20 protein-coding genes are annotated in these 20,990 nt (G+C 71.7%); 8 read left to right on the forward strand and 12 right to left on the reverse strand.

Features of this window, described 5'->3' with window-relative positions; all coding sequences use genetic code 11:
• Positions 1-48: 48 nt before the first annotated feature.
• From ABD332_RS33645 to ABD332_RS33695, 11 genes are all read right to left on the reverse strand, one after another.
• Positions 49-2,049, reverse strand: coding sequence for an APC family permease (locus ABD332_RS33645; RefSeq protein ID WP_344506383.1), 2,001 nt, complete (start codon positions 2,047-2,049; stop codon positions 49-51).
• A 43-nt stretch (positions 2,050-2,092) separates the two neighbouring features.
• Positions 2,093-3,013 carry a metal ABC transporter permease gene (locus ABD332_RS33650; protein WP_344506384.1) on the reverse strand — a complete coding sequence of 307 codons (921 nt, stop codon included), beginning with the start codon at positions 3,011-3,013 and terminating at the stop codon, positions 2,093-2,095.
• Positions 3,000-3,887 (reverse strand): metal ABC transporter permease, encoded by an 888-nt coding sequence (locus ABD332_RS33655; protein ID WP_344506385.1) that lies wholly within the window; start codon positions 3,885-3,887, stop codon positions 3,000-3,002. The genes ABD332_RS33650 and ABD332_RS33655 overlap by 14 nt, the downstream gene beginning before the upstream one ends.
• Positions 3,880-4,695: a metal ABC transporter ATP-binding protein gene (locus ABD332_RS33660; RefSeq protein ID WP_344506386.1), complete on the reverse strand. Its 816-nt coding sequence runs from the start codon at positions 4,693-4,695 to the stop codon at positions 3,880-3,882. Before ABD332_RS33660 ends, ABD332_RS33655 begins: the two co-directional genes overlap by 8 nt.
• Positions 4,688-5,632: a metal ABC transporter substrate-binding protein gene (locus ABD332_RS33665; RefSeq protein WP_344506387.1), complete on the reverse strand. Its 945-nt coding sequence runs from the start codon at positions 5,630-5,632 to the stop codon at positions 4,688-4,690. The genes ABD332_RS33660 and ABD332_RS33665 overlap by 8 nt, the downstream gene beginning before the upstream one ends.
• A 172-nt stretch (positions 5,633-5,804) precedes the next feature.
• Entirely contained in the window at positions 5,805-6,863 is a 1,059-nt protein-coding gene (locus tag ABD332_RS33670; RefSeq protein ID WP_344506388.1) for an LLM class flavin-dependent oxidoreductase, read from the reverse strand.
• Positions 6,853-7,245 (reverse strand): SCO5389 family protein, encoded by a 393-nt coding sequence (locus ABD332_RS33675; RefSeq protein WP_344506389.1) that lies wholly within the window; start codon positions 7,243-7,245, stop codon positions 6,853-6,855. Before ABD332_RS33675 ends, ABD332_RS33670 begins: the two co-directional genes overlap by 11 nt.
• Before the next feature lie 15 nt (positions 7,246-7,260).
• Positions 7,261-8,223, reverse strand: coding sequence for an ATP-binding protein (locus ABD332_RS33680; RefSeq protein WP_344506390.1), 963 nt, complete (start codon positions 8,221-8,223; stop codon positions 7,261-7,263).
• 108 nt (positions 8,224-8,331) lie between these two features.
• Positions 8,332-9,051 carry a helix-hairpin-helix domain-containing protein gene (locus ABD332_RS33685; protein WP_344506391.1) on the reverse strand — a complete coding sequence of 240 codons (720 nt, stop codon included), beginning with the start codon at positions 9,049-9,051 and terminating at the stop codon, positions 8,332-8,334.
• Between the two features lie 243 nt (positions 9,052-9,294).
• The gene (locus tag ABD332_RS33690) at positions 9,295-10,494 is read right to left on the reverse strand and encodes a hypothetical protein (RefSeq protein WP_344506392.1); all 1,200 of its coding nucleotides are present in this window, start codon (positions 10,492-10,494) and stop codon (positions 9,295-9,297) included.
• 493 nt (positions 10,495-10,987) lie between these two features.
• On the reverse strand, positions 10,988-11,245 hold the full coding sequence (locus ABD332_RS33695) for a hypothetical protein (RefSeq protein WP_344506393.1): 258 nt from the start codon (positions 11,243-11,245) through the stop codon (positions 10,988-10,990).
• Between the two features lie 30 nt (positions 11,246-11,275).
• Here ABD332_RS33695 and ABD332_RS33700 point away from each other — a divergent pair, with 30 nt between their 5' ends.
• The 8 genes from ABD332_RS33700 (at position 11,276) to ABD332_RS33735 (ending at position 20,372) form a co-directional block, all read left to right on the forward strand.
• Positions 11,276-11,725, forward strand: a complete 450-nt coding sequence (locus ABD332_RS33700) for a PRC-barrel domain-containing protein (RefSeq protein WP_425552336.1) — start codon at positions 11,276-11,278, stop codon at positions 11,723-11,725.
• Between the two features lie 51 nt (positions 11,726-11,776).
• Positions 11,777-12,226: an HIT family protein gene (locus ABD332_RS33705; RefSeq protein WP_344506395.1), complete on the forward strand. Its 450-nt coding sequence runs from the start codon at positions 11,777-11,779 to the stop codon at positions 12,224-12,226.
• A gap of 134 nt (positions 12,227-12,360) precedes the next feature.
• Positions 12,361-13,338, forward strand: a complete 978-nt coding sequence (locus tag ABD332_RS33710) for a LacI family DNA-binding transcriptional regulator (RefSeq protein WP_344506396.1) — start codon at positions 12,361-12,363, stop codon at positions 13,336-13,338.
• 76 nt (positions 13,339-13,414) lie between these two features.
• Positions 13,415-14,605: a sugar ABC transporter substrate-binding protein gene (locus ABD332_RS33715; protein WP_344506397.1), complete on the forward strand. Its 1,191-nt coding sequence runs from the start codon at positions 13,415-13,417 to the stop codon at positions 14,603-14,605.
• Positions 14,602-15,462 (forward strand): carbohydrate ABC transporter permease, encoded by an 861-nt coding sequence (locus ABD332_RS33720; RefSeq protein WP_344506398.1) that lies wholly within the window; start codon positions 14,602-14,604, stop codon positions 15,460-15,462. Before ABD332_RS33715 ends, ABD332_RS33720 begins: the two co-directional genes overlap by 4 nt.
• Complete coding sequence (locus tag ABD332_RS33725) at positions 15,459-16,268, forward strand: carbohydrate ABC transporter permease (protein ID WP_344506399.1); 810 nt, start codon at positions 15,459-15,461, stop codon at positions 16,266-16,268. Before ABD332_RS33720 ends, ABD332_RS33725 begins: the two co-directional genes overlap by 4 nt.
• Before the next feature lie 7 nt (positions 16,269-16,275).
• Positions 16,276-18,222: a glycoside hydrolase family 31 protein gene (locus tag ABD332_RS33730; RefSeq protein WP_344506400.1), complete on the forward strand. Its 1,947-nt coding sequence runs from the start codon at positions 16,276-16,278 to the stop codon at positions 18,220-18,222.
• The gene (locus ABD332_RS33735) at positions 18,222-20,372 is read left to right on the forward strand and encodes a hypothetical protein (protein ID WP_344506401.1); all 2,151 of its coding nucleotides are present in this window, start codon (positions 18,222-18,224) and stop codon (positions 20,370-20,372) included. The genes ABD332_RS33730 and ABD332_RS33735 overlap by 1 nt, the downstream gene beginning before the upstream one ends.
• Before the next feature lie 82 nt (positions 20,373-20,454).
• Here the strand turns inward: ABD332_RS33735 and ABD332_RS33740 are convergent, their stop codons facing one another.
• Positions 20,455-20,829 carry a DUF488 domain-containing protein gene (locus ABD332_RS33740; RefSeq protein ID WP_344506403.1) on the reverse strand — a complete coding sequence of 125 codons (375 nt, stop codon included), beginning with the start codon at positions 20,827-20,829 and terminating at the stop codon, positions 20,455-20,457.
• Positions 20,830-20,990 lie beyond the last annotated feature (161 nt).

Here is a 20,990-nt window from a genome sequence, read left to right on the forward strand (position 1 = left end):
ATACGTCTGCCGCCCTCGCCGGTGCGCCGCCGGCATCGCCGTCGGGCGTCAGGCGCCGACGTGGATGCCGGGGCGGCGCTGCGGGTCGGGTTCCTGCTCGCGGATGATCTCGCGCGTGACGGGGGCGGTGTCGCCGCGGCCGAGCAGGAAGTAGCGGACCATGTGGACCAGCGGGCTGCCCTCGGCCCAGGCGAAGTAGCAGTGCGGGCGGACGCCGGTGGTGTCGCGCAGGGCGAGCAGAATCGCGGCGATGGCGTTCGGTGCCGCCGGGGCCTCGGCGCGCAGGACGCGATGCCCGTCGACCTCGGCGCCACGGACGGTGAGGGTGTCGCTGAAGCTCGACGGGTCGACGACCGTAACCTCGAGGAACATGACATCGGCGGAGCCGGGGACGGCGTTCTCGCCGCGCTGTTCGAGCTCCTTCTCCGCGTACTCGGCCGCCGTGCCGGTGCCGGGGCGGTTGGCGATCAGGTTGATCCGCCCGTCGTAGGCGATGGTCTCGGTGACGAACCGGCGGGCGGTGTCGTCGAACTCGATGCGGTCCGCGCGCAGCTCCGTCGTGCGTGACACCCGGGAGATCAGCGAGATGGTGATGATGCCGGCGATGAACATGCCCGAGATGGCGAGCCCGTCGGGCTTGTCGCGGATGTTCTCCACCAGGGCGTAGGCCAGCACGGCGGTGAGCAGGCCGAAGCCGGACCCGGCCGCCTTGTGCCGCTGCCGGAACGCGGACACGGTGACGGCGAAGGCGCCGGAGACCATCATGGCGAGGATGCCGGTGGCGTACGCGCCGGCCTGGGCGTCGACGTCGGCGCCGAACGCGATCGTGATGGCGACGCTGATCGCGGTGTAGACGAGCACCACCGGGCGCACCGCCCGGCCCCATTCCGGGGCCATGCCGTAGCCGGGCAGGTACCGGGGCACGATGTTGACCAGGCCCGCCATCGCCGACGCGCCGGCGAACCACAGGATGAGCACGGTGCTGAGGTCGTACACGCTGCCGAAGACCTCGCCGAGCTGCTCGTGCGCCAGCCAGGCGAGGGCCCGGCCGTTCGCCTGGCCGCCTGGCTCGAACTCGGCCGGCGGGATGAGCACGGTGGTGACGAAGCTGCTGGCCAGCAGGTACACGCTCATGATGGCGGCGGCCACGGTCAGCAGCTTGCGGGCGTTGCGGATGCGCGCCCGCAGTCGCTCCTGCGGGTCCTCGCCCTCGGCGGCGACGAGCGGCATCATGCTCACGCCGGTCTCGAAGCCGGACAGGCCCAGCACGAGCAGCGGGAACGCCAGCACGGCCGGCAGCGCCAGGTCGGTGAAGCCGGTGCCGCCGGCGGTCAACGCGGTCGTCCAGGTGGAGAACGCGCCCGGCGTGGTGACGACCTCGACCACGCCGACGACGACGATGACCGCGTTGAGGGTCAGGAACACCGCGACGAGCGGGATGGCGACGCTGACCGCCTCGCTGAACCCGAGCAGGAACACCCCACCCAGGACCAGTAGCAGGATCACGGTCAGCGCCACCGCGTGGCCGTGCAGGAAGCCCGGCGCGTGCGGGTTCTCCAGCACGTGCAGGCTCGCGTCGGCCGCGGACAGCGTGATCGTGATGATCCACGAGGTGGCGACGAACCCGAGCAGGACCAGCACGAAGATCTTGCCGCGCCAGAACGGCAGCAGCTGCTCCAGCATCGACACCGACCCGGCGCCGTGCGGGCTCTCCTTCGCGACCCGCCGGTACATCGGCAGCATCCCGAACAGGGTCAGCGCCACGATCAGCAGCGTCGCGAGCGGCGACAGCGCCCCGGCGGCGGTCGCCGCGATGGCCGGCACGTAGGCGAGGCTGGAGAAGTAGTCGACGCCGGTCAGGCACATCACCTTCCACCAGGCGTGCTGCTCGGCGTGCGCCTCCCCCGCCGCCGGCCCGACCGGCTGCACCCGGTGCCGCAACAGCCACCGGGCCACCGGACCGCCGCGCGGCGGCCGTCGGGCCGGTGTCTGCACCACCGCCGGCAGCGCGTATTCGTCCAGCTCCGCGGCGTCCTCCGTGGTCCCCATGCGTCCTCTTCCCAGGCCGTGCGAGCGGCGGCTCCCGCCGCGATCACGGTATGAGTATCCGCGCCCTCCCGCCGCCCGGGGGGAAGCCCTCGTCCGGTCCACGGTGGCGGCGGCGCAGCCACCGGGCGAGCAGGCCGCGGCGTGGTCCGGCGAGCATCGAGGCGGCGAAACAGCCGGCGGCGACCAGGCTGATCGCCGCGCCGGCCGCGACGTCCCAGCTGCGTGACAGCAGCAGGCCGCCGATGGTGCTGGCGACGGCGAGGCTCACGGCGACGGCGGTCATCGTGGCGATCCGGTCGGTCCAGAGCCGGGCCGCGCCGGCCGGGGCGACGACGAGCGCGAGGGTGAGGATGGTGCCGACGGCGGGCACGGCGGTGACGACCACCGCCGAGATCAGCAGCAGGAGCCCCAGGTCGATGGCGGTGGTGCGGTAGCCGGCGGCCCGGGCACCGGCACGGTCGAACGCCGTGTACGTGAGCGCCTTGTGGCCGGCGCCCAGCGCCGCGGCGACGATGACGGTGACCGCCGCGGCGACGTACAGGTCCTCGGTGGTCACGGTGAGGATCGAGCCGACGAGGTACGCGGTGAGGTCCTTGGTGAACCCGCGTTGCGCGGACAGCAGCACCACGCCGAGCGCGAACCCGGCGGCGAGCGCCACGGCGGTCGCGGTGCTCGGGTCGTGCCCGCGCCGCCGGGACAGCGCGACGACGGCAAGGGCGGCGAGGACTCCGGCAGTGGCGCCGCCGAGGTACAGGTCGACACCGACGACCGCGGCGATGACGACGCCGGGGAAGGTGGCGTGGGTCATCGCCATGGTGAAGAACGACAGGCGCCGCAGCACGACCTGGACGCCGAGCAGGCCGGTGGCGGCGCCGATGAGGACCGCCTCGACGAGGGCGCGGTTGAAGGCTTGGTTGAGGGCTTGGTTGAGGGCTTGGTTGAGGGCCACGTCAAGCGACGGCATCGGCGTGCCTCCTGCGGTGCGTGACGCGGCCGGCGAGCCGGCGCAGCGGCGGGACGAGCAGCGCGAGCAGGTACAGCGCGACGAGGGCGAGCACGACGGTGGCGCCGCTGGCCAGGCGCAGCCCGTAGGTGACGGATGCGTGGTAGCTGACGACGAGGCCGGCGTAGCCGGCGGCGGCTGCCGCGACGACGCCGGCGGCAGCGATCACCGCGAGGCGGACGGAGAGCAGCCGGCCGGTCGCGGCGGGGACGACGAGCAGCGCGACGACGAGGATGGTGCCGACGGACTGGGCGGCCGCGACGACGACGAGGGCGACGCTCAGGTTGAGCAGCAGATCCAGCAGCCACACGCGGTAGCCCATGGCCGCCGCGGTCTGCGGGTCGAACGCCCGCAGCCGAAGCTCCTTGGCCAGCAGGCCGAGCGTGAGCAGGACGACCCCGGTCACGGCCGCGGTCTGGGCGAGCTGGGTGGGCGTGACGGCCAGCAGCCGGCCGAACAGGAAGGCGGTGAGGTCGGCGCTGTACGAGCTGCGGCGGGAGACGAGGATGACCCCGACGGCGAACATCGCCGCGAGCAGGACGGCGAGGGCGGTGTCGTCGGTGACCCGCCGGGACCGGGTGAGCAGGGTCAGCAGCACCGCGGTCACCGCCGCGGCGACGAGCGCGCCGGGGAACACGCCGCCGGCGCCGCCGGCGAGGAACCCGACGACGACGCCGGGGAAGACGGTGTGGGTCATGGTGTCGGCGACGAACCCGAGCCGCCGGACCAGCACGAACGTGCTGACGACGCCGGCGAGCAGTGCCAGGAGCAGCAGTTCGGCCAGGGCGCGGCCCATGAACGGCGTGGTGAACGGCTCGACGAGGACGCTACGCATGGCGGTTCGCGATCGGGTGGGCGACGATGACGCGGTCGCCGCGCAGTTCCAGGGCCTGGCTGCCGTACGTGGCGCGCAGCAGGGCTGGGGTGATCACGTCGTGGACCGGCCCGAACCCGTACATGTGCCGGTTGAGCAGGCAGGCGGCGTCGCAGGCCAGGTGGGCCAGGGTCAGGTCATGGGTGCTGATGACGACGGCGGCGCCGCGGCGTTTGAGTACCGCGATCGCCGTGAGCAGCGCGTCCTGGCTGAGCGCGTCGACGCCGTTGAACGGCTCGTCGAGCAGCAGCAGCCGGGGCTGCTGGGCGATGGCCCGGGCGAGCAGCACGCGCTGGCGCTGCCCGCCGGACAGGGTGCCGAACCTGGCCTTTGCCCGGTCGGCGAGGCCCACCTGGGCGAGGGCCTCCGCGGCGATGCGCCGGTCGGCGCGGCCGGGCCGGCGCAGCCAGCCGGTCCGGCGGTAGCGGCCCATGAGCACGACCTGCGCCACGGAGATCGGGAACTCGGGGTCCAGCGTGTCGGCCTGCGGGACGTACGCGACGTCGCGGCGGGCCGCGGCCGGCGGCTTCCCCAGGACCGTGATCGTGCCGGCGGTGACCGGTACCAGGCCGAGGACGGCCTTGATGAGGGTGGACTTGCCGGCGCCGTTGGGGCCGATCAGCGCGACGGTCTCGCCGGGGAGCACCTGCGCGTCGACGTCCTGCAGGGCGGGGGTGCCGTCGTAGGCGACGGTGGCGTGCTCGATGCGCAGGGCGACGCCGACGGGGAGGGCCGTCGGCGTCGCCGGTCCCGACGCGGGCTCAGCCACCGAGCGCCTTGACGATGGTGTCGGTGTTGTGGGCTTCCATCTTGAGGTAGGTGTCGCCGGCGGAGCCTTCTGGGCCGAGGGTGTCGCCGTACAGCGCGTCCTCGCCCGCGACGACCCTGACGCCGGCCTGCCGGGCGATGGCCTCGGCGGTCTTCGGCGGCAGCGAGCTCTCGGAGAACACGGCCTTCGTGCCGCTCTGCTTGATCTTCGCGACGATGTCGTCGACGTCCTTGGCGGACAGTTCGGCGGAGGTGTCGAAGCTTGGGATGATCGAGCCGACGAACTGCAGCTGGTACCGGTCGATGTAGTAGCCGAACGCGTCGTGGTTGGTGACCAGCTTGCGGTCGCCGGCGGGCAGCTTGCCGATCTTCGCGGCGATGTCGGCGTCCAGCTGGTCCAGCTTGGCGCTGTAGTCGGCGAGGTGCTCGGCGAACGTCGCGGCGTCCGCCGGCGCCGCGGCGCTGAACGCCTTCTCGATGGTCTGCACCATCAGCTTGGCGTTGCGCGGGTCGTGCCAGATGTGCGGGTCGCCGTGCTCGGCCTCGTCGCCCTCGCCCTGGCGGATCTTCACACCGGCGCTGGCGTCGACCGTGGTCCCCTTGAACCCGGCGGAGCTGATGGTCGCGTCGAGCCAGCCTTCCAGTCCGACGCCGTTCTTGACGAGCACCTTCGCGGCGCTGATGGCGGTGAGGTCGGCCGGGGTCGGCTCGTAGTCGTGCGGGTCGATGTTGGGCTTGATGAGCTGCGTGACGGCGACCCGGTCGCCGCCGATGTTGCGGGCGAAGTCGGCGACCTGGGTGGTGGTCGCGACCACGGCCAGCTTGGCGCCGGCGGCGTTCGCCGGTTGGGCCGTCGTGCCCGCGTCGTCGCCGCACGCGGCGAGCCCGGCCGCCAGGCCGGTGAGCGCGGCGGCGACTGCGAGTGTTCGCAGCTTCATATCGGTTGCTCCTCGGATTCGAGTCGTCCGTCGGGCAGTCAGCCGCCCGAGCGAGCCAGACGATACTCGTTTTCATTTTCAATAACGAGCCGTCGCATCGCAATGTGCGCATGCGGAACGCACGCCGGCGCAGGCAGGCGGTGCGGCCGGTGATGTGGGCCGGTGGTGCGGGCTATCGTTGCCCGGCTGGAGGCTGAGCGGCGGCCGGCAGGCGGCGCAGCACGGGGAGCACCTCGGCGCCGAACCGGTCGATGTTGCGGATCGTCCGCTCCGGCGTGCCGCCGGCCTCGACCATGAGCAGCACCCGCCGGACGCCGGTGCCGGTGAGCGTGCCGGCGAGCCGCCGCACGCACCGGTCGGGTGGCCCGACCGGGTGGATGGCCAGCAGGTGTTCGACGTAGTCGGCGAGGTTCCTGGTCGTGGTGGTGCCGTCGATGCGGACGTGTTCGCCCGCCCTGGCCAGCCAGGTGGGTAGCGTGTCGCGGAGGACGTCCTCGGCCTGTGCGGTGGTGTCCGCGACGTACGCCAGATGCGCCGAGACGTGTCCGGCGCCCGGCTGGGCGTGACGCAGGATCAAATCGGCCTTGCCGGTGTCGGTGTCGTGCACGCCGAGCAGCAGCGGCAGCCCGCGACCGGCGGCGAGGTCCACAGTGGAGGGTGAGGTCGCGGCGACCCAGACGGGCAGCGCACGCGGCGGCCGCGGTACGACGGGGACGGTACGGAAGCCGAACCGTGCTCCTTCGCCGCGGACGGTACCGGCGCCGCCGAGCGTGGCGAGCAGGACGTCGAGGGCCTCGGCGAAGCCGTCCGGGCTGTAACGGTCCAGGCCGGTGCCGAAGACCTCGAGGTCGACCCATGGGCCGCCGCGGGCGACGCCGAGATCGAACCGGCCTCCGGAGACGGCGTCGAGCAGCGCGGCCTCCTCGGCCAAGGCGACCGGGTGCCGGTTGGACAGGTTCGCCGCGGCGGTGCCGACCCGCAGCCGGTGCGTCCGGCCGAGGACGAACCCCGCCATCGCGACGGCGGACGGGCAGGTGCCGTACGTGACGAAGTGGTGCTCGGCGAGCCAGACGCCGTCGAAGCCGGCCCGCTCGGCCGCCTGCGCATAGGTGACCGCGGCGCGCAGCGCGTCGCCGTGGCCGGCGCCGGGGAACTGCCCGGCCAGCAGGAACGCGTCGACACGCAACGCCCCGCCGGCCGGGCCGATGCCCGTGCCCGGGTCAGCAGTCACGAAGCTCCGGTGACTGGTTGAGCAGCTGACCGCGCGGGGAGACGAACGCCTGGTACCGTTCGCCGCCGACCGCCGCCGGGGTGAACGCGGCGACCCGGTGGCAGTTCTGGAACGCGAGCTTCACCCCGAAGTGCCGCTCCAGGCCGCCGCGGATCGCGTCGCTGGCCAGGGCGCGCAGCAGCTGGCCACGTTCGGCCTCGCTCGGCGGCGGCACCTCGTGGTCGGCGAAGTCGACGCCGGTGGCGTGCAGGTCGCCGGCGACGCCGCTGATGACCGTCCACGCGTACGGCAGGGAGTCGCGCACGCAGGCGACGAACTCGGCATCGTCGACGGGGCCGGCCTCGGCCCGCTCCAGCAGTGCGGTGGGGACGTCGAGTGACATCGTGTGCTCCTTCGGTCAGTGCGCGGCGACGGTCGCCGGCTGCAGGACAAAGTCGGGGTCGATCTGCGCGGTCAGGTCCGCGCCGGCGCGGGCGTTGCCCCAGGCGGTCGCGTTGCGGGTGTGGAACTCGGCGGCCTGTGCGGCGTACCGGGGCCAGTCCTTGCCGCAGCCGTCCAGCGCGGCCCGCATGGTGCGCAGGGCTTCGGCGTTGCCCGCCTCCAGATCGCCGATCGGCAGGTGCCGGCCGCGTTCGGCGGCCTTCACGAACGCGGACCGGCCGATCCAGCCCAGCAGGTCGTCGCCGACCTCGTCGCGCAGGAACGCCACGTCGTCGGCGTCGTCGACCTTGTTGCCCACGACGGCGACGCGCACCCCGTGGTCGCGGGCGTAGCCGGTGTACTGCCGGTAAACCCCGACGCTGCGCACGGTCGGCTCGCAGACCAGGAACGTCAGGTCGAAGCGGGTGAACAGCCCGGAGGCGAACGAGTCGGCGCCGGCGGTCATGTCCACCACCGCGTACTCCCCCGGCCCGTCGAGCATGTGGTTGAGCAGCAGCTCCACCGCGCCGACCTTCGAGTGGTAGCACGCGACGCCGAGGTCGTCGACGGCGAACGGGCCCGTCACCGCGAGCCGGACGCCACCGACCGGCCGGACGAGGCGGTCGTAGATCGGGTTGCCGTCGCCGACGCCGACCAGCCGCGACCCCGCGCCGGGCGGCGTGGTCTTCAGCATCGCCGCGGCCGAGGCGATCCGCGGGTTGTCCCCGCGCAGGTGTTCCTTGATCTCGTCGAGGTGGTCGCCGAGCGCCGGCAGCAGCGCGGCCTCGTCCTGTCCGGCGCCGAGCGCCACGGCCAGGTGCTGGTTGATGTCCGCGTCGATCGCCAGGAGCGGGACGTGCTGTTGGGCAAGGTGCCGGGCGAAGAGCGCAGCCAGCGTCGTCTTGCCGCTGCCACCCTTGCCCACAAACGCTGTCTTCACAACGTTAGTGGTATCGGTTTTCATTTTCACCGTCAAGCGGTTCGCCCGGATTCGGCCCTTCCGGCACCGCGACCACGTGACAACTTGAATTGCGACTGCGCTGAGGCCTTACGACGATGCGCCTGGATCGTCGCGGAAGCTCAGCCCGGCCTCATCCAGCGCCGCTCGTAGGCGTTGAAGGGCGTAGGCCCCGACGCCGTGCAGCGCCAGCACCTCGCGTTCGCTGAGGCCGGCCACCTGTTCGAGCCGGACCACGCCGAGTGCGGTGAGCGCACGCGTCGCGGCCGCGCCGATGTGCGGCAGCGGGATACCCGGCTCGGGCATCGGTCGGTCCCGGGACGGCCGGGGATGGCCCTCGTGGTCCAGGACGGCGGCGCCGCGCGGCGACAGCCGGTACCCGATGTCGAGCGACTCGGTCAGGCCGCGTTCCTTCAGCTTGCGCACGTCCTGCTTGAACGACGGGGTGTCGCGCCCCATCCGTTGCGCGAGGTCGGGTGCCCGGGTGGCCGGCAGCTCGTCGATCAGCAGCAGCGTCTGGCGGGTCCACGGCCCGGTCGAAGAGGCACGGTCGAGCCGGTCGAGCCACACGACGATCGCGTCGATCTCGGCGTCGTCGGGCACCGACTCCCGCAGCGCGTGCCGCGGGTCCACGCCCGCGTACCGCAGCCCGATCCGGTACACCGGACGCTCCGGGTGGACACGGTCCAACCCCTCCCGCAACGCGACCAGCGACGCCGCACCGGCCCGGCGGGCGTCCGCTGCGGTCAACGACCTCACCGGCACCCGGTCGACGGACGTGATCTCGACCAGCCCGACCGCCGTACGCATCTGGGTACCGACCTTGACACGAGGCCGGTCCCACCGGCGGAACGCCACATCGACATCACCGGCACGGATCGCCGCCAACTCCGCCGGACGCATCTGCACGCCCCAGTTCAACACACGCCACGACCCATCGGACGGTCCGCGCATCCGGCGTGTCACACCGCCGCTACGCCGGGGTCTGCGTACACAGTCAGGGGCGCGGCCCGGAGTTCCGGGTCGCGCCCCCTGACTGATGGTCCCGCTGACTTACCTGCCGATCTGCTGGCCGTTGTCGGCCCAGGTGTTGTTGCTCCACGTGGGGAGCGTCGAGGCGTTCAGGGCCTGGGTGCCGTAGTAGCCGCCCTTGGGCCAGAAGCCGCCGCCGGACTGGCGCATGAACTTGTTGTTCGTGACCTTGCCGTTGGTGATCTTGTAGCCGGCGTCGTACCAGTAGAACGAGTAGCCGCCGCCGTTCATCAGGTTGCTGTCGACGACCACGTCGCTGATCGGGCCGATGTCGGCCTTGAGCAGGATGCACGACGTCTGGGTGTGCTGGTTCTCCAGGCGGTTGTGCAGGATGCGGACGTACGTCGCGTTCGTCGACTGGATGACGTCGTTGTGCTGGGCGGAGCCGGAGCCGCCCGGGTCGTGCAGCCAGGAGTCCTGGACCGTGCCGCGGCCGTCGATGCGCAGGATGTCGCCGGAGCCGTGGGCGTTGACCCGCAGGAGGGTGTAGCCGGTGCGGCCGATGAGGGCGATACCACCGGTCGACGCGTCCTTGAGCTGGCCGTCGATCTCGGTGTCCTCGATGCGCAGGTTGGCGTTGTCGTCGGTGGAGGTCACGGCCTGCACGTTGGCCACGCGGATCCGGCTGTTGCGGATCGTCACGTTCTTGGCCTTGATCTCGATGTGGCCGTTGATGTCCTTGCCGTCGATGACCGTGCCGGCGACCGTGATCGTCATCGGGCCGGTGTACGGCGTCAGCGTCACCTTCTTGCGCGTGTCACCGGGCAGGCCCTGCGGGTAGCCGGTGTTGTTGGCGGCGGGGAAGCCGGCCACCGTGTAGGTCGGGTTGCCGCCCGCGCCCGGCGTCGTCGTGCTGGTGCTCGTCGGCGTGGGAGCCGTGGAGCCGGACGGCGAAGCCGAAGCCGAAGCAGAAGCCGAGGCCGAGGCCGAAGCGGAGGGGCTACCCAGGCCGGTGGAGGCGGACGGGGCGACGCCCGTGCTCGCGGAGGCGCCGGGCTGCGCGCCATAGGCGGGGAGAGCGCCAAGGTCGGGGAGATCCTTGCACGCGCTCAGGCTGCCGGCGGCGAGCACCGCCGCCACGATGCCGACGCCCGCGCGGCGCAGCGGGCTGCGGCCGGTCGCGGAGCGCGAAGAGGTCTGCGCGGGGTGGAGCGGGGACTCGTCGGCGGGGACGCTGGGCAGCCCGTCGGTGAGGTCATGCGAGGTGGAGTGCTGGTTCATGCTGTGGGAATCCTCCCGGTCAGTCGACATCCGTCCGTCGACGGCCATTGGCCTGTCGGATCTTGTCGGCATGAAAGTTCGGTCGGGGTTCCAGACCTAACTACAACTTTCCTTTGTCTGCGGTACACGCTCATTGGCTGCGTGATGACCGGCGTTCAGCGCCGTCCGAGACATTGCCGTAACCATTCCGTTCGAAAGCATGCCACGGTTCGGCGAGGGAATGAATCCTTGAGGTATAGACACACCGCTACCTTTAACAGCCTTAAGTCAAAGCTAAGAAGCAGTACGATTCAGAAAACCCACGTAAGCCCCGGATCGGACAAATCGGCGCAGGTTTGGAGTGACTCAGATCACACCTGTTGGTGCGGCCGAGAATGACGGTCTTCGTCGTTTCGGCGATGCCGCAAATCATACAGCCACATAGCCGTTTGGCCAGCGCCACCAGGCCTGACCAGCAAGCCGTCGATTCGGTTCCCGGAATCTGCCCGATGGCTCACTCCCGGACCTGCAGGTCGACTTGTGGCGTGGCGGACAGTTGGCCCATGTCAAGGTTGCGCCATTCCGCTGGACCGCAAACCGATTCCGAAATAGAACTTCCGGCATTGAGGGCCGGAATAGACCGGCCGAATTCGTGGCGGCGCCGGCACGGCACCATTCCCACGTTTGTCGTTTGCGGATTGCTGACGCTCGACGGCGGTTTCTCATTGTGATCGACGACCGCCAGATCCTGTTCGACGGACTCGATCCGCATGAGCGGCGGCCATCGGGGTAACCCGTGGATATGTTCGATCCCTGGACCTGGCGTGACCCGGCGGCACTCGCCGGCGGCTACAGCGGCGTCCCCGACGAGGACCTCGGCGTGGACACCGCCGCACCGGCGCCTCCCCCTGACGGCCGTACCGACGTCGACCTCACCGGCTACCACGTCGAGGCGACCGACGGCCGGATCGGCACCGTCGACGAGGCGAACCACGACACCGGCACCGCCCACCTGGTCGTGGACACCGGCCCGTGGATCTTCGGCCGGAAGGTGCTGCTCCCGGCCGGGACCGTGGACCACGTCGACCACCGTGAGCGCACCGTCCACGTGGACCGGACGCGGCAGCAGGTGAAGGACTCCCCCGCGTACGACCCGGACACCTTCACCCAGTCCGGCTACCGGGACCAGGTCGGCCGCTACTACACCGACAGCTACACGCGGGCCGAGCCAGGCACCGGCCCCGATCGGTAGAGCAGCAAACCCGGTAGCGCCCGTCTGGGCGCACTGGGGACCATTGCGCGCATGACACAGAACGCGACGCCGGCGGCGCAGGGGTGCATCTTCTGCGCCATCGCGGCCCGGCAGGCCGAGGCCAGTGTGGTGTACGAGGACGAGACCGTAGTGGTCTTCATGGACCTCAACCCCGTCACACCCGGCCACCTCCTCGTCGTGCCGCGCGTGCACGCGGTGGGCCTCGAAGACCTCGACGGAGTCACGAGCGCGCACGCCTGGTCGGTCGGTCACGACATGGCACGGGCGTTGCGGCGCTCAACCATGCGCTGCGAGGGAATCAACGTCCTCCTCTGCGACGGCGAGGTCGCCTACCAGACGGTCTTCCACTTCCACCTTCACGTCATCCCCCGCTACGCGGGAGACGGCTGGACCCTCCAGCACGACGCGCCGGAGCGCGAGCGGTCGCTCCTCGACAGCGACGCGCAAGCGATCAGAGACGCCATCGCGGCGACGGACTGACCGGTCCTTGCCGGCGGGTCTTGCCGCCGTGTTGCCGCGGTGTTACGGTCCACGCGTCGAACTGATTCGACAGTTCGACGGAGCCGGCTCGACCCAGTGCGGCCGGACCGCGGCGATGGGAGGAGACTCGGGCAATGGCAGTGACCATCGCGGACGTGGCCCGGCACGCGGGGGTGTCGCGCAGCACGGTGTCCTACGTGCTCAGCGGCAACCGCTCCATCTCGCCCGAGACGATCGCCCGGGTCGAGGCGAGCATCGCCGAGCTGCAGTTCCGGCCGCACGCCGGGGCGCGCTCCATCCGCACCAGGCGCTCCGGCGTCATCGCCATGGCGCTGCCGCTCGTGCACGGACCCCACAACCAGGTCCAGATGCCGTACGTGTGGGCGGCCCTCACCGCCGCCCAGGACGCCGGGCTGAAGCTGCTCATGCTCACCGACGACGACGGCACGTCCGCGATCCGGGACGCCGTCGGCACCGCGCTGGTCGACGGGGTGATGCTCATGGAGGTGCAGCAGAAGGACCCCCGGGCCAAGCTCCTGCGCACGCTGCAGTGCCCCGCCGTCCTCGTCGGCACGCCGGACAACCCCTACGGCCTGCCGTACGTCGACTTCGACTTCGTCGCCTGCGGGCGCGCCGCCGCCGAGCACATCGTCGAGCGCGGCCACACGCACGTGGGCTTCCTCGGGCAGCACCCCGAAACCTACCGCCGCGGCGCGGCCTACGCCGCCCACGCCCGCGACGGGGCCCTCGACGCACTGCGCGAGCAGGGCGCCGCGGCGACCTGGACGCCCTGCCTGCCGACCGCCGGCGGGGTCGTCGACGCGCTGGGCGAGCTGCTCGAACGCGACCCGGACATCACCGCGATGGTCGTCTACAACGAGTGGGCGCTGCCGCTGGTGGCCGACCGGCTCGCCGGGCTCGGCCGGCCCGACGTCGACATCGTCGCGATCTGCCCCGACGACGCCGTCGACCGGCTCACCACGCCGGTCACCTCGGTGTCCCTGCCGGTGGAGGAGCTCGCCCGCACCGCGGTGCAGCGCCTCGCCGGGCTGCTCAACAACGAGGTCCAGCCCTCCGTCACGATGCTGGCCCCGCTGCTCAAGGTCCGCTGAACCGACACCCCCGCCCACCGCACACCCTTCCGCCGGTTGTCGAATCAGTTCGACAAATCGAGAGAGGCCCACCCCCATGAGAAAGCTCGCGGCCACCGTCCTCACCGCCCTCGCCCTCACCGCGTGCGGCAACGGAGCCGGCGGCACCAACGACGGCGCCGACACCCTGACCGAGATCGACTACTACGAGGCCGCGCCGCAGAACAGCCAGCTGCCGAAGCTGCTCGACGAGTGCGGCGCCCAGGCCGGCGTCAAGGTCCAGCACCAGCAGGTGCCGCGGGCCCAGTTCATGCCGAAGCTGCTGCAGCAGGCTTCCGCCCGGTCGCTGCCCGACCTCGCCCTCGTCGACAACCCCGACCTGCCCCAGCTGGCCGCGTCCGGCGGCCTGGTGCCGCTGAAGGAGCTGTCCACCGACGGGCTGTACCCCTCCATCGTGGCGGCCGGCAAGTACAAGGGCGACACCTACGGCATCGCGCCCGGCGTCAACGGCCTGGCGCTGTACTACAACCAGGACCTCTTCACCGCCGCGGGCCTCCAGCCGCCGAAGACCTGGGACGAGCTGACCGCCGCCGCGAAGGCGCTCACCAAGGGCACCCGCTACGGCATCGCCTTCTCCGCCGTCGGCACCGAGGAGGGCAGCTTCCAGTTCGAGCCGTTCTTCTGGACCGCCGGGGCGAGCCTCAGCCGGCTCGACTCCCCCGAGGCGATCAAGGCCCTGACCCTGTGGAAGGACCTCGTCGAGGCCAAGGCCGCGTCCAAGTCCGTCGTCACCTGGACCCAGGCCGACGTCAACGACCAGTTCATGGCCGGCAACGCCGCGATGATGGTCAACGGGCCGTGGCAGCTGCCGACGCTGAACAAGAAGAGCGACCTCAAGTTCGGCATCGTGCCGATCCCGATCCCCTCGCCCACCGCGAAGCCGGTGACCCCGCTCGGCGGCGAGATGTGGACGGTCGGGCGCAGCAACCCGCAGCGCGAAGCGAAGGCCATGTCGGTGCTCAAGTGCCTGCTGAGCCAGGACAAGAGCCTCGAGTGGTCGAAGGCGGCCGGCTACATCCCGAGCAACCAGGCCGCCGCCGCCCAGCTCGCGCAGAGCGACCCGCAGCTGTCGGCGTTCGTCGAGGAGATCGCCACCGCCCAGGCCCGCACCGCCGAGCTCGGCACCGACTACCCGAAGGCCAGCGAGGCGCTGTTCAACGCGATCCAGGCCTGCCTCGCGGGCGGGAAGTCACCGGAAGAGGCGCTCAAGGCGGCTGCCCGAAAGTGAAGCGGCTCGCCTTCGTCGCCCCGGCGTGGCTGTACCTGATCCTGTTCTACCTCTATCCGCTCGCCACCAACGTGCGGATGGGCTTCCAGGACTACACGGTCTCGTCCTTCTACACGGGCGCCGCGCCGTTCGCCGGGCTGCGGAACTACCGCGAGGTGTTCCGTGACCCGGCGTTCGCCGGCACCGTCACGAACACGGTCCTGTTCACCGCCGCGTCGCTGGCCTTCCAGTTCGGCATCGGCCTGGCCCTGGCGGTGTTCTTCCGCCGCCGGTTCCCGCTCAACGGCGTGCTGCGCTCGCTGCTGCTGGTGCCGTGGCTGCTGCCGCTGGTGGTGTCCGGCACGGCGTGGCGGTGGATTCTGGAGACGGACTCGGGCGTGCTCAACCAGTCGCTGCTCGGCCTGCACCTCATCGACGAGCCGATCCCGTGGCTGGCCAGCACGAGCGTGGCGCTCACCGCCGTCACACTGGTCAACGTCTGGGTCGGGATCCCGTTCAACATGGTGATCCTGTACGGCGGGCTGCAGTCCATCCCCGAGGAGCTCTACGAGGCCGCCGCGCTGGACGGCGCCGGGGCGTGGCGGCGGTTCCGGCACATCACGCTCCCGCTGCTGCGGCCCGTCACGACGGTCGTGCTCACGCTCGGGCTGATCTACACGCTGAAGGTGTTCGACGTCATCATGGTGCTCACCCAGGGCGGCCCGGCCGACTCGTCGCAGACCCTGACGACCTTCTCCTACGACCTGTCGTTCCAGCAGCTCACGTTCGGGCGCGGCGCCGCCGTCGGCAACCTGCTGATCGTCGTCGCCGTGGTGTTCGCGATCGGCTACCTGCGCGCGGAACGGCGCTCGTCGTGAGGCGCGCGGCCAACACCACGATCGGCGTGATCGTCCTCGCCGTGATGCTGTTCCCGCTGTACTGGATGGTCAACGCCTCCCTGCTGCCGTCCACGGAGCTCATCAAACCCTCGCCGGTCTGGCTGCCGGTCCACGGCACCCTGGACGGCTACCGCAACGCCCTGTCCAGCCAGGGAAGGCACCTGCTGACCAGCGTGTACGTCGCGCTCGGCACGGTCGGCGTCACGCTCGCCGTCGCCGTGCCGGCCGCGTTCGGCCTGGCCCAGCTCGGCGCCCCGCTGCGCCGCACGCTGCTGTTCGGCCTGCTGGTGGCGCAGATGATCCCGGGCATCGTCATGGCCAACGCGTTCTACGTCGCCGCCGACGAGCTGTACCTGCTCGACACCCCGCTCGCGCTGATCCTCGCCGACTCGACGCTGTGCGTGCCGTTCGCCGTGCTCATCGTGCACACGTTCATGCGCGGCATCCCGGTCCAGATCCGCGAGGCGGCCCAGCTCGACGGCGCCTCGGCGCTGCGCACGCTGTGGTCGGTGATCCTGCCGGTGAGCCGCAACGCGGTCATCACCGCCGGGCTGTTCTCGTTCCTGTTCGCCTGGGCGGACTTCCTCTTCGCGGTCACGCTGACCACCCGCGACGAGGCCGCCCCCATCACCGTCGGCATCTACCGCTTCATCGGCGCGCACATCAGCGACTGGAACAGCGTGATGGCCACCGGGGTCATCGCCTCGCTGCCGGTCGCCGCGCTGCTCGTCGTCGCACAACGCTACGTCGCGGCCGGCATCACCAGCGGCAGCGTCAAGGATTAGGAGAGCAATGACCACAGCGCTGACCTGGCGGCACGGCCACGACGTGCTCGTCGCCGAGCCGTGGGGCGCCGACAGTGTGCGGGTCCGCGCGGGCCGGCACCGCATCGCCGACGACCGGCCCGGCGCCCTGCTCGACCGGCCCGCCGACCCGGGTGCGTCCATCGTGGACGGTGCGCTCGTCAACGGCCGGCTGCGGGTCGAGGTGAGCGCCGGCGGGCTGCTCACCGCCCGCCGCACCGACACCGGCGAGGAGCTGCTGCGCGAGGCGCCGGCCCACTTCTGGTGGCCGGGACCGCGGCACTTCGAGCCGGCTGGCGCCGGGGGCCACCGCGTCGAGCAGCGCTTCGCCGCCTACGCCGGCGAGCGCTTCTACGGCCTCGGCCAGCACAGCCACGGCCGCTTCGACCAGAAGGGCATGGTGCTCGAGCTGCAGCAGCGCAACGGCGAGGTGAGCATCCCGTTCACGGTGTCCAGCCGCGGCTACGGGCTGCTGTGGAACACCCCGGCCGTCGGGCGCGTGGAGCTGGCCGTCAACGGCACCCGCTGGGTCGCCGACCGGGCGCCGCAGATCGACTACTGGCTCACCGCCGGCGAGCCCGCCGACATCCTGCGCCGCTACGCCGAGGTGACCGGGCCCGCGCCCGAGCTGCCGGCGTGGGCGTCTGGCTTCTGGCAGAGCAAGCTCCGGTACCGCGGACAGGCTGAGCTGCTCGAGGTCGCCCGGGAGTACTGTCGCCGCGGCCTGCCGCTGTCGGTCATCGTCGCGGACTATCTGCACTGGCGTCACCTCGGCGACTGGGACTGGGACGGCGAGGACTGGCCCGACGGGCCCGCGATGGTCCAGGAGCTGCGCGGGCTCGGCGTCGAGCTGGCGGTGTCGGTGTGGCCGTCGGTCAGCCCGCTGTCGGCGAACCACGCCGCGATGCGCGACGCCGGGCTGCTGGTGGCGACCGACAGCGGCAGCGGCGTACACGCGGAATGGCCCGACGGCGAGACCGACGCGCCGATCGGGGTCTCGTTCTACGACGCCACGGACCCGCGGGCGCGGGAGTTCCTCTGGGCGCGGGTGCACGAGTCGTACGGCAAGGACGGCGTCCGCGCGTTCTGGCTCGACGCCTGCGAGCCCGAGATGCGCCCCGGCCACTTCCACAACCTGAGCCTGGCCGCCGGGCCGGGCGCCGAGGTCGCCAACCTGTATCCGCGCGAGCACGCCCGCGGCGCCTTCGAGTACCTCGGCCAGCAGGGCGAGACGGAGGTGCTGTCGCTGGTCCGCTCGGCCTGGGCCGGTTCGCAGCGCTACGGCGCGGCGCTGTGGTCGGGCGACATCCCGGCGACGTTCCCGGCGCTGCGGGCGTCGGTGCGGGCCGGGTTAAACGTCGCGATGAGCGGTATCCCGTGGTGGACGACTGACATCGGGGGCTTCCACGGCGGCGACCCGGACGACCCGGAGTACCGGGAGCTGCTCGTGCGCTGGTTCCAGTTCGGCGCGTTCTGCCCGCTGTTCCGCCTGCACGGCCACCGCGAGCCCCGCACCGACCGGGCCGGCGTCGGGGTCGGCGGCGGCCCGAACGAGGTGTGGTCGTACGGCGACGAGGCCTACGCCATCCTCGCCGCCTTCCTGCGACTGCGCGAACGGCTGCGCCCGTACCTGCACGAGCAGCTGCGCTCCGGCCTGCCGCTGCTGCGCCCGCTGCTCGTCGAGTTCCCGTCCGACGCCGCCGCCTGGGACGTCGACGACGCCTTCCTGTTCGGCCGCGACCTGCTCGTCGCGCCCGTCCTGTACCCCGGCGCGCGCGACCGCGAGGTGTACCTCCCGGCCGGCGCCCGCTGGACGCACACCGACACCGGCACCACGTTCCCGGGCGGGAGGACCGTCACCGTCGACGCTCCCCTGGCCCGGATCCCCTTGTTCCTGCGAGACGACGCCCGTCTCCCCGTCAATCAGGAGGATTGATGTCCCGCGCCGCTCCGCCAAGCCGCTTCATCGCCGTCCTGCTCCTCGGCATCTGCTCGATCGCGGTGCCGCTCCTGGCCACGCCTTCGGCCGAGGCCGCCGACACCACCGTCAACGTCGACTTCTCCGCGGTCGGCAAGACACCCACCTTCGCCGGGTCCGGGTTCCTGTACGGCCTCAACCAGGACGGCTCCGGGCCCGCCGACTCCCTGCTGCAGCCCCTGCATCCCACGCTGTTCCGCGGCGGCGGGGCGCGCATCGCCGGGCACGGCTGGATCGGCGACGGGTACAGCGCCGGGTCCGGCTACCAGGTGCGCCTCAACTCCGCCGTCGGGCAGGCCCGGCGGGTCACCGCCGCGCCCTACAACGCCACCTACCACCTACTCGTCTCCGACATCTGGGGCGCCGACACCGAGCAGCCGTCCAACACCGTGTACCCGTGCGACAACGGCGACTGCACCAACTGGCGCGCGTTCGTCAACCGGCTCGCCACGGACGTGAAGGCGTCGGGGGCGCGGGTGCGGTACGACATCTGGAACGAGCCCGACGGCACCGGCTTCTGGCCGCGCGGGGTCAACAGCGCGCAGTACTACCAGATGTGGAACACCGCGGTGACGCAGATCCGCCAGGTCGACCCGTCGGCCGTCATCGTCGGCCCGTCGTACTCCGGCTACAACCACGGCTGGCTCGACGCCTGGGTCGCGCGGACCAAGGCCGACGGCACCCTGCCGAACGTCCTCAACTGGCACTTCGGCAACGACCCCCTGGCCGACTCGGCCGACGCGGCGGCGATCCTGTCCGCGCGCGGGGTGGCGGCGCTGCCGCTCACCATCGACGAGTACCTCTTCTCCGGGCAGCAGCAGCCGGGGTACCTCGCCTGGTTCCTGTCCCGCCTGGCCGCGTCCAACGTCTCCGCGGCGGCGCACGCGATCTGGTCGGACTGCTGCGTCGCCGGCACGCTCGACTCGGTGCTGTGGAACGGGCAGCCCACCGGGCAGTGGTGGACGTACCGCGCCTACGCCCAGATGACCGGGAACCTCGTCGCGGCGACCGGCTCGGGCCCGATCGGCGTCGCCGCGAGCATCGACCGCAACGCCGGCCGCGCGGTCGCGTTGCTGGGCAACCAGACGGGCCAGACCGGCACCACCACGGTGGCGATCCGGGGCGTGCCGTCGTGGCTCGTCACCAGCGGCCGCGCCCGCGTCACCGTGGCCCGCATCGCCAACCAGTCCCCGCTGACCGGCCCGGCGGTCGTATCCAGCGCCGACGTCGCCGTCACGGGCGGCACGCTGAACGTGGCGGTGCCGATGACGTCGGGCTCGGACGCGTACACCGTCACGCTCGGCACCCCGCTGGACGGTGGTACCACGGGCGGCCCGCTCATCGTCGACGCCAACAGCCCCGACTTCTCGTACGGCGCGAACTGGGGCGTCACGACGGGGGTCCCGGACATGTTCAACGGCACCGCGAACTGGAGCCACGTCGCCGGCGCCACGGCCACCTTCCGCTTCACCGGCACCCAGGTCGCGCTGCACGCCGTCCGCGACGTCGACCAGGGCCGCATGACGGTCGCGGTCGACGGGGGCACCCCGGTCACGGTCGACAACTACGCCACCACGCGCAACGCCTCGGGCGTGGTGTGGACCAGCGCCGTCCTGGCGTCCGGCCCGCACACGCTGACGATCGTCAACACGGGCCAGCGCAACCCGTCGAGCACCGGCACCAACATCGCCCTCGACCGCGCCGACGTGACCCAGGCGGCGGCCGCGAGCACCTACGACGGCACCGACGCCCGCTTCGCCTACGGCTCCGGCTGGGGCCTGACCACGGGCGTGCCGGACATGTTCAACGGCACCGCGAACTGGAGCTTCACGGCCGGCTCGACGGCGACGTTCACCTTCACCGGCACACGGGTCGCCCTGCACGCCGTCCGCGACGCCGACCAGCAGGTCATGGCCCTGTCGCTCGACGGCGGCGCGGAGACCCTGGTCGACAACTACGCCGCGGCGCGCAACGCCTCGGGCGTGGCGTGGACGAGCCCGGTGCTCGCGGCCGGCTCGCACACCCTGCGGATCCGGTTGACCGGCACGAAGAACGCGGCCAGCAGCGGATGGAACGTGGCGATCGACAGCGCCGACGTCACGCCGTAGCCTCTCCTCCCCGGTCCCGGCCGTGCGGCGGCACGGCCGGGACCGCACCGGCGGTCAGGAATCGTCACGCACTCTGACCGGGTCAGGTCGTGGAGGTCCTGGCGCCGGTCAGCCACTCGGCGAGGACGGCGGCCTGGCTGTGGTCGACGTCGTGGGTGGCGGTCAGCAGCGTCACCTTGTCGTGGGCGGCGATGGCTCGGAGATGCTCTGTGGCCTCCTGGCGCTCGGGCTCGCGCAGTTCGGTGAGGTAGCGGCGGCGGAACTCGTCGAAGCGGCCGGGTTCGTGGCCGTACCAGCGGCGCAGCTCGGTGGAAGGAGCGACGTCACGCAGCCACTCGTCGAGCTGCGCGTCCGCCTTGCGCATCCCCCGCGGCCAGACGCGATCGACCAGCACCCGCTTGCCGTCGTCCGGCGAGGACTGCTCGTAGATCCTGCGGTACGTGATGTCCTTGGTCACGGCGGTACTCCCCCACTGAGCGCACTCGGATGAGCCGGTGGACGTCGTCTTCCATCATGCGCCGACACGATGGGACCAGGCCGCGGGGGCGCGGGAGGCGGCGGATGTGTCGGGGGCCGTGGACCTGGGTAGGGCAGCACACTCACGGGCAGCCGGGCGGG

It is taken from the genome of Dactylosporangium maewongense, assembly GCF_039531485.1.
GTDB lineage: Bacteria > Actinomycetota > Actinomycetes > Mycobacteriales > Micromonosporaceae > Dactylosporangium > Dactylosporangium maewongense.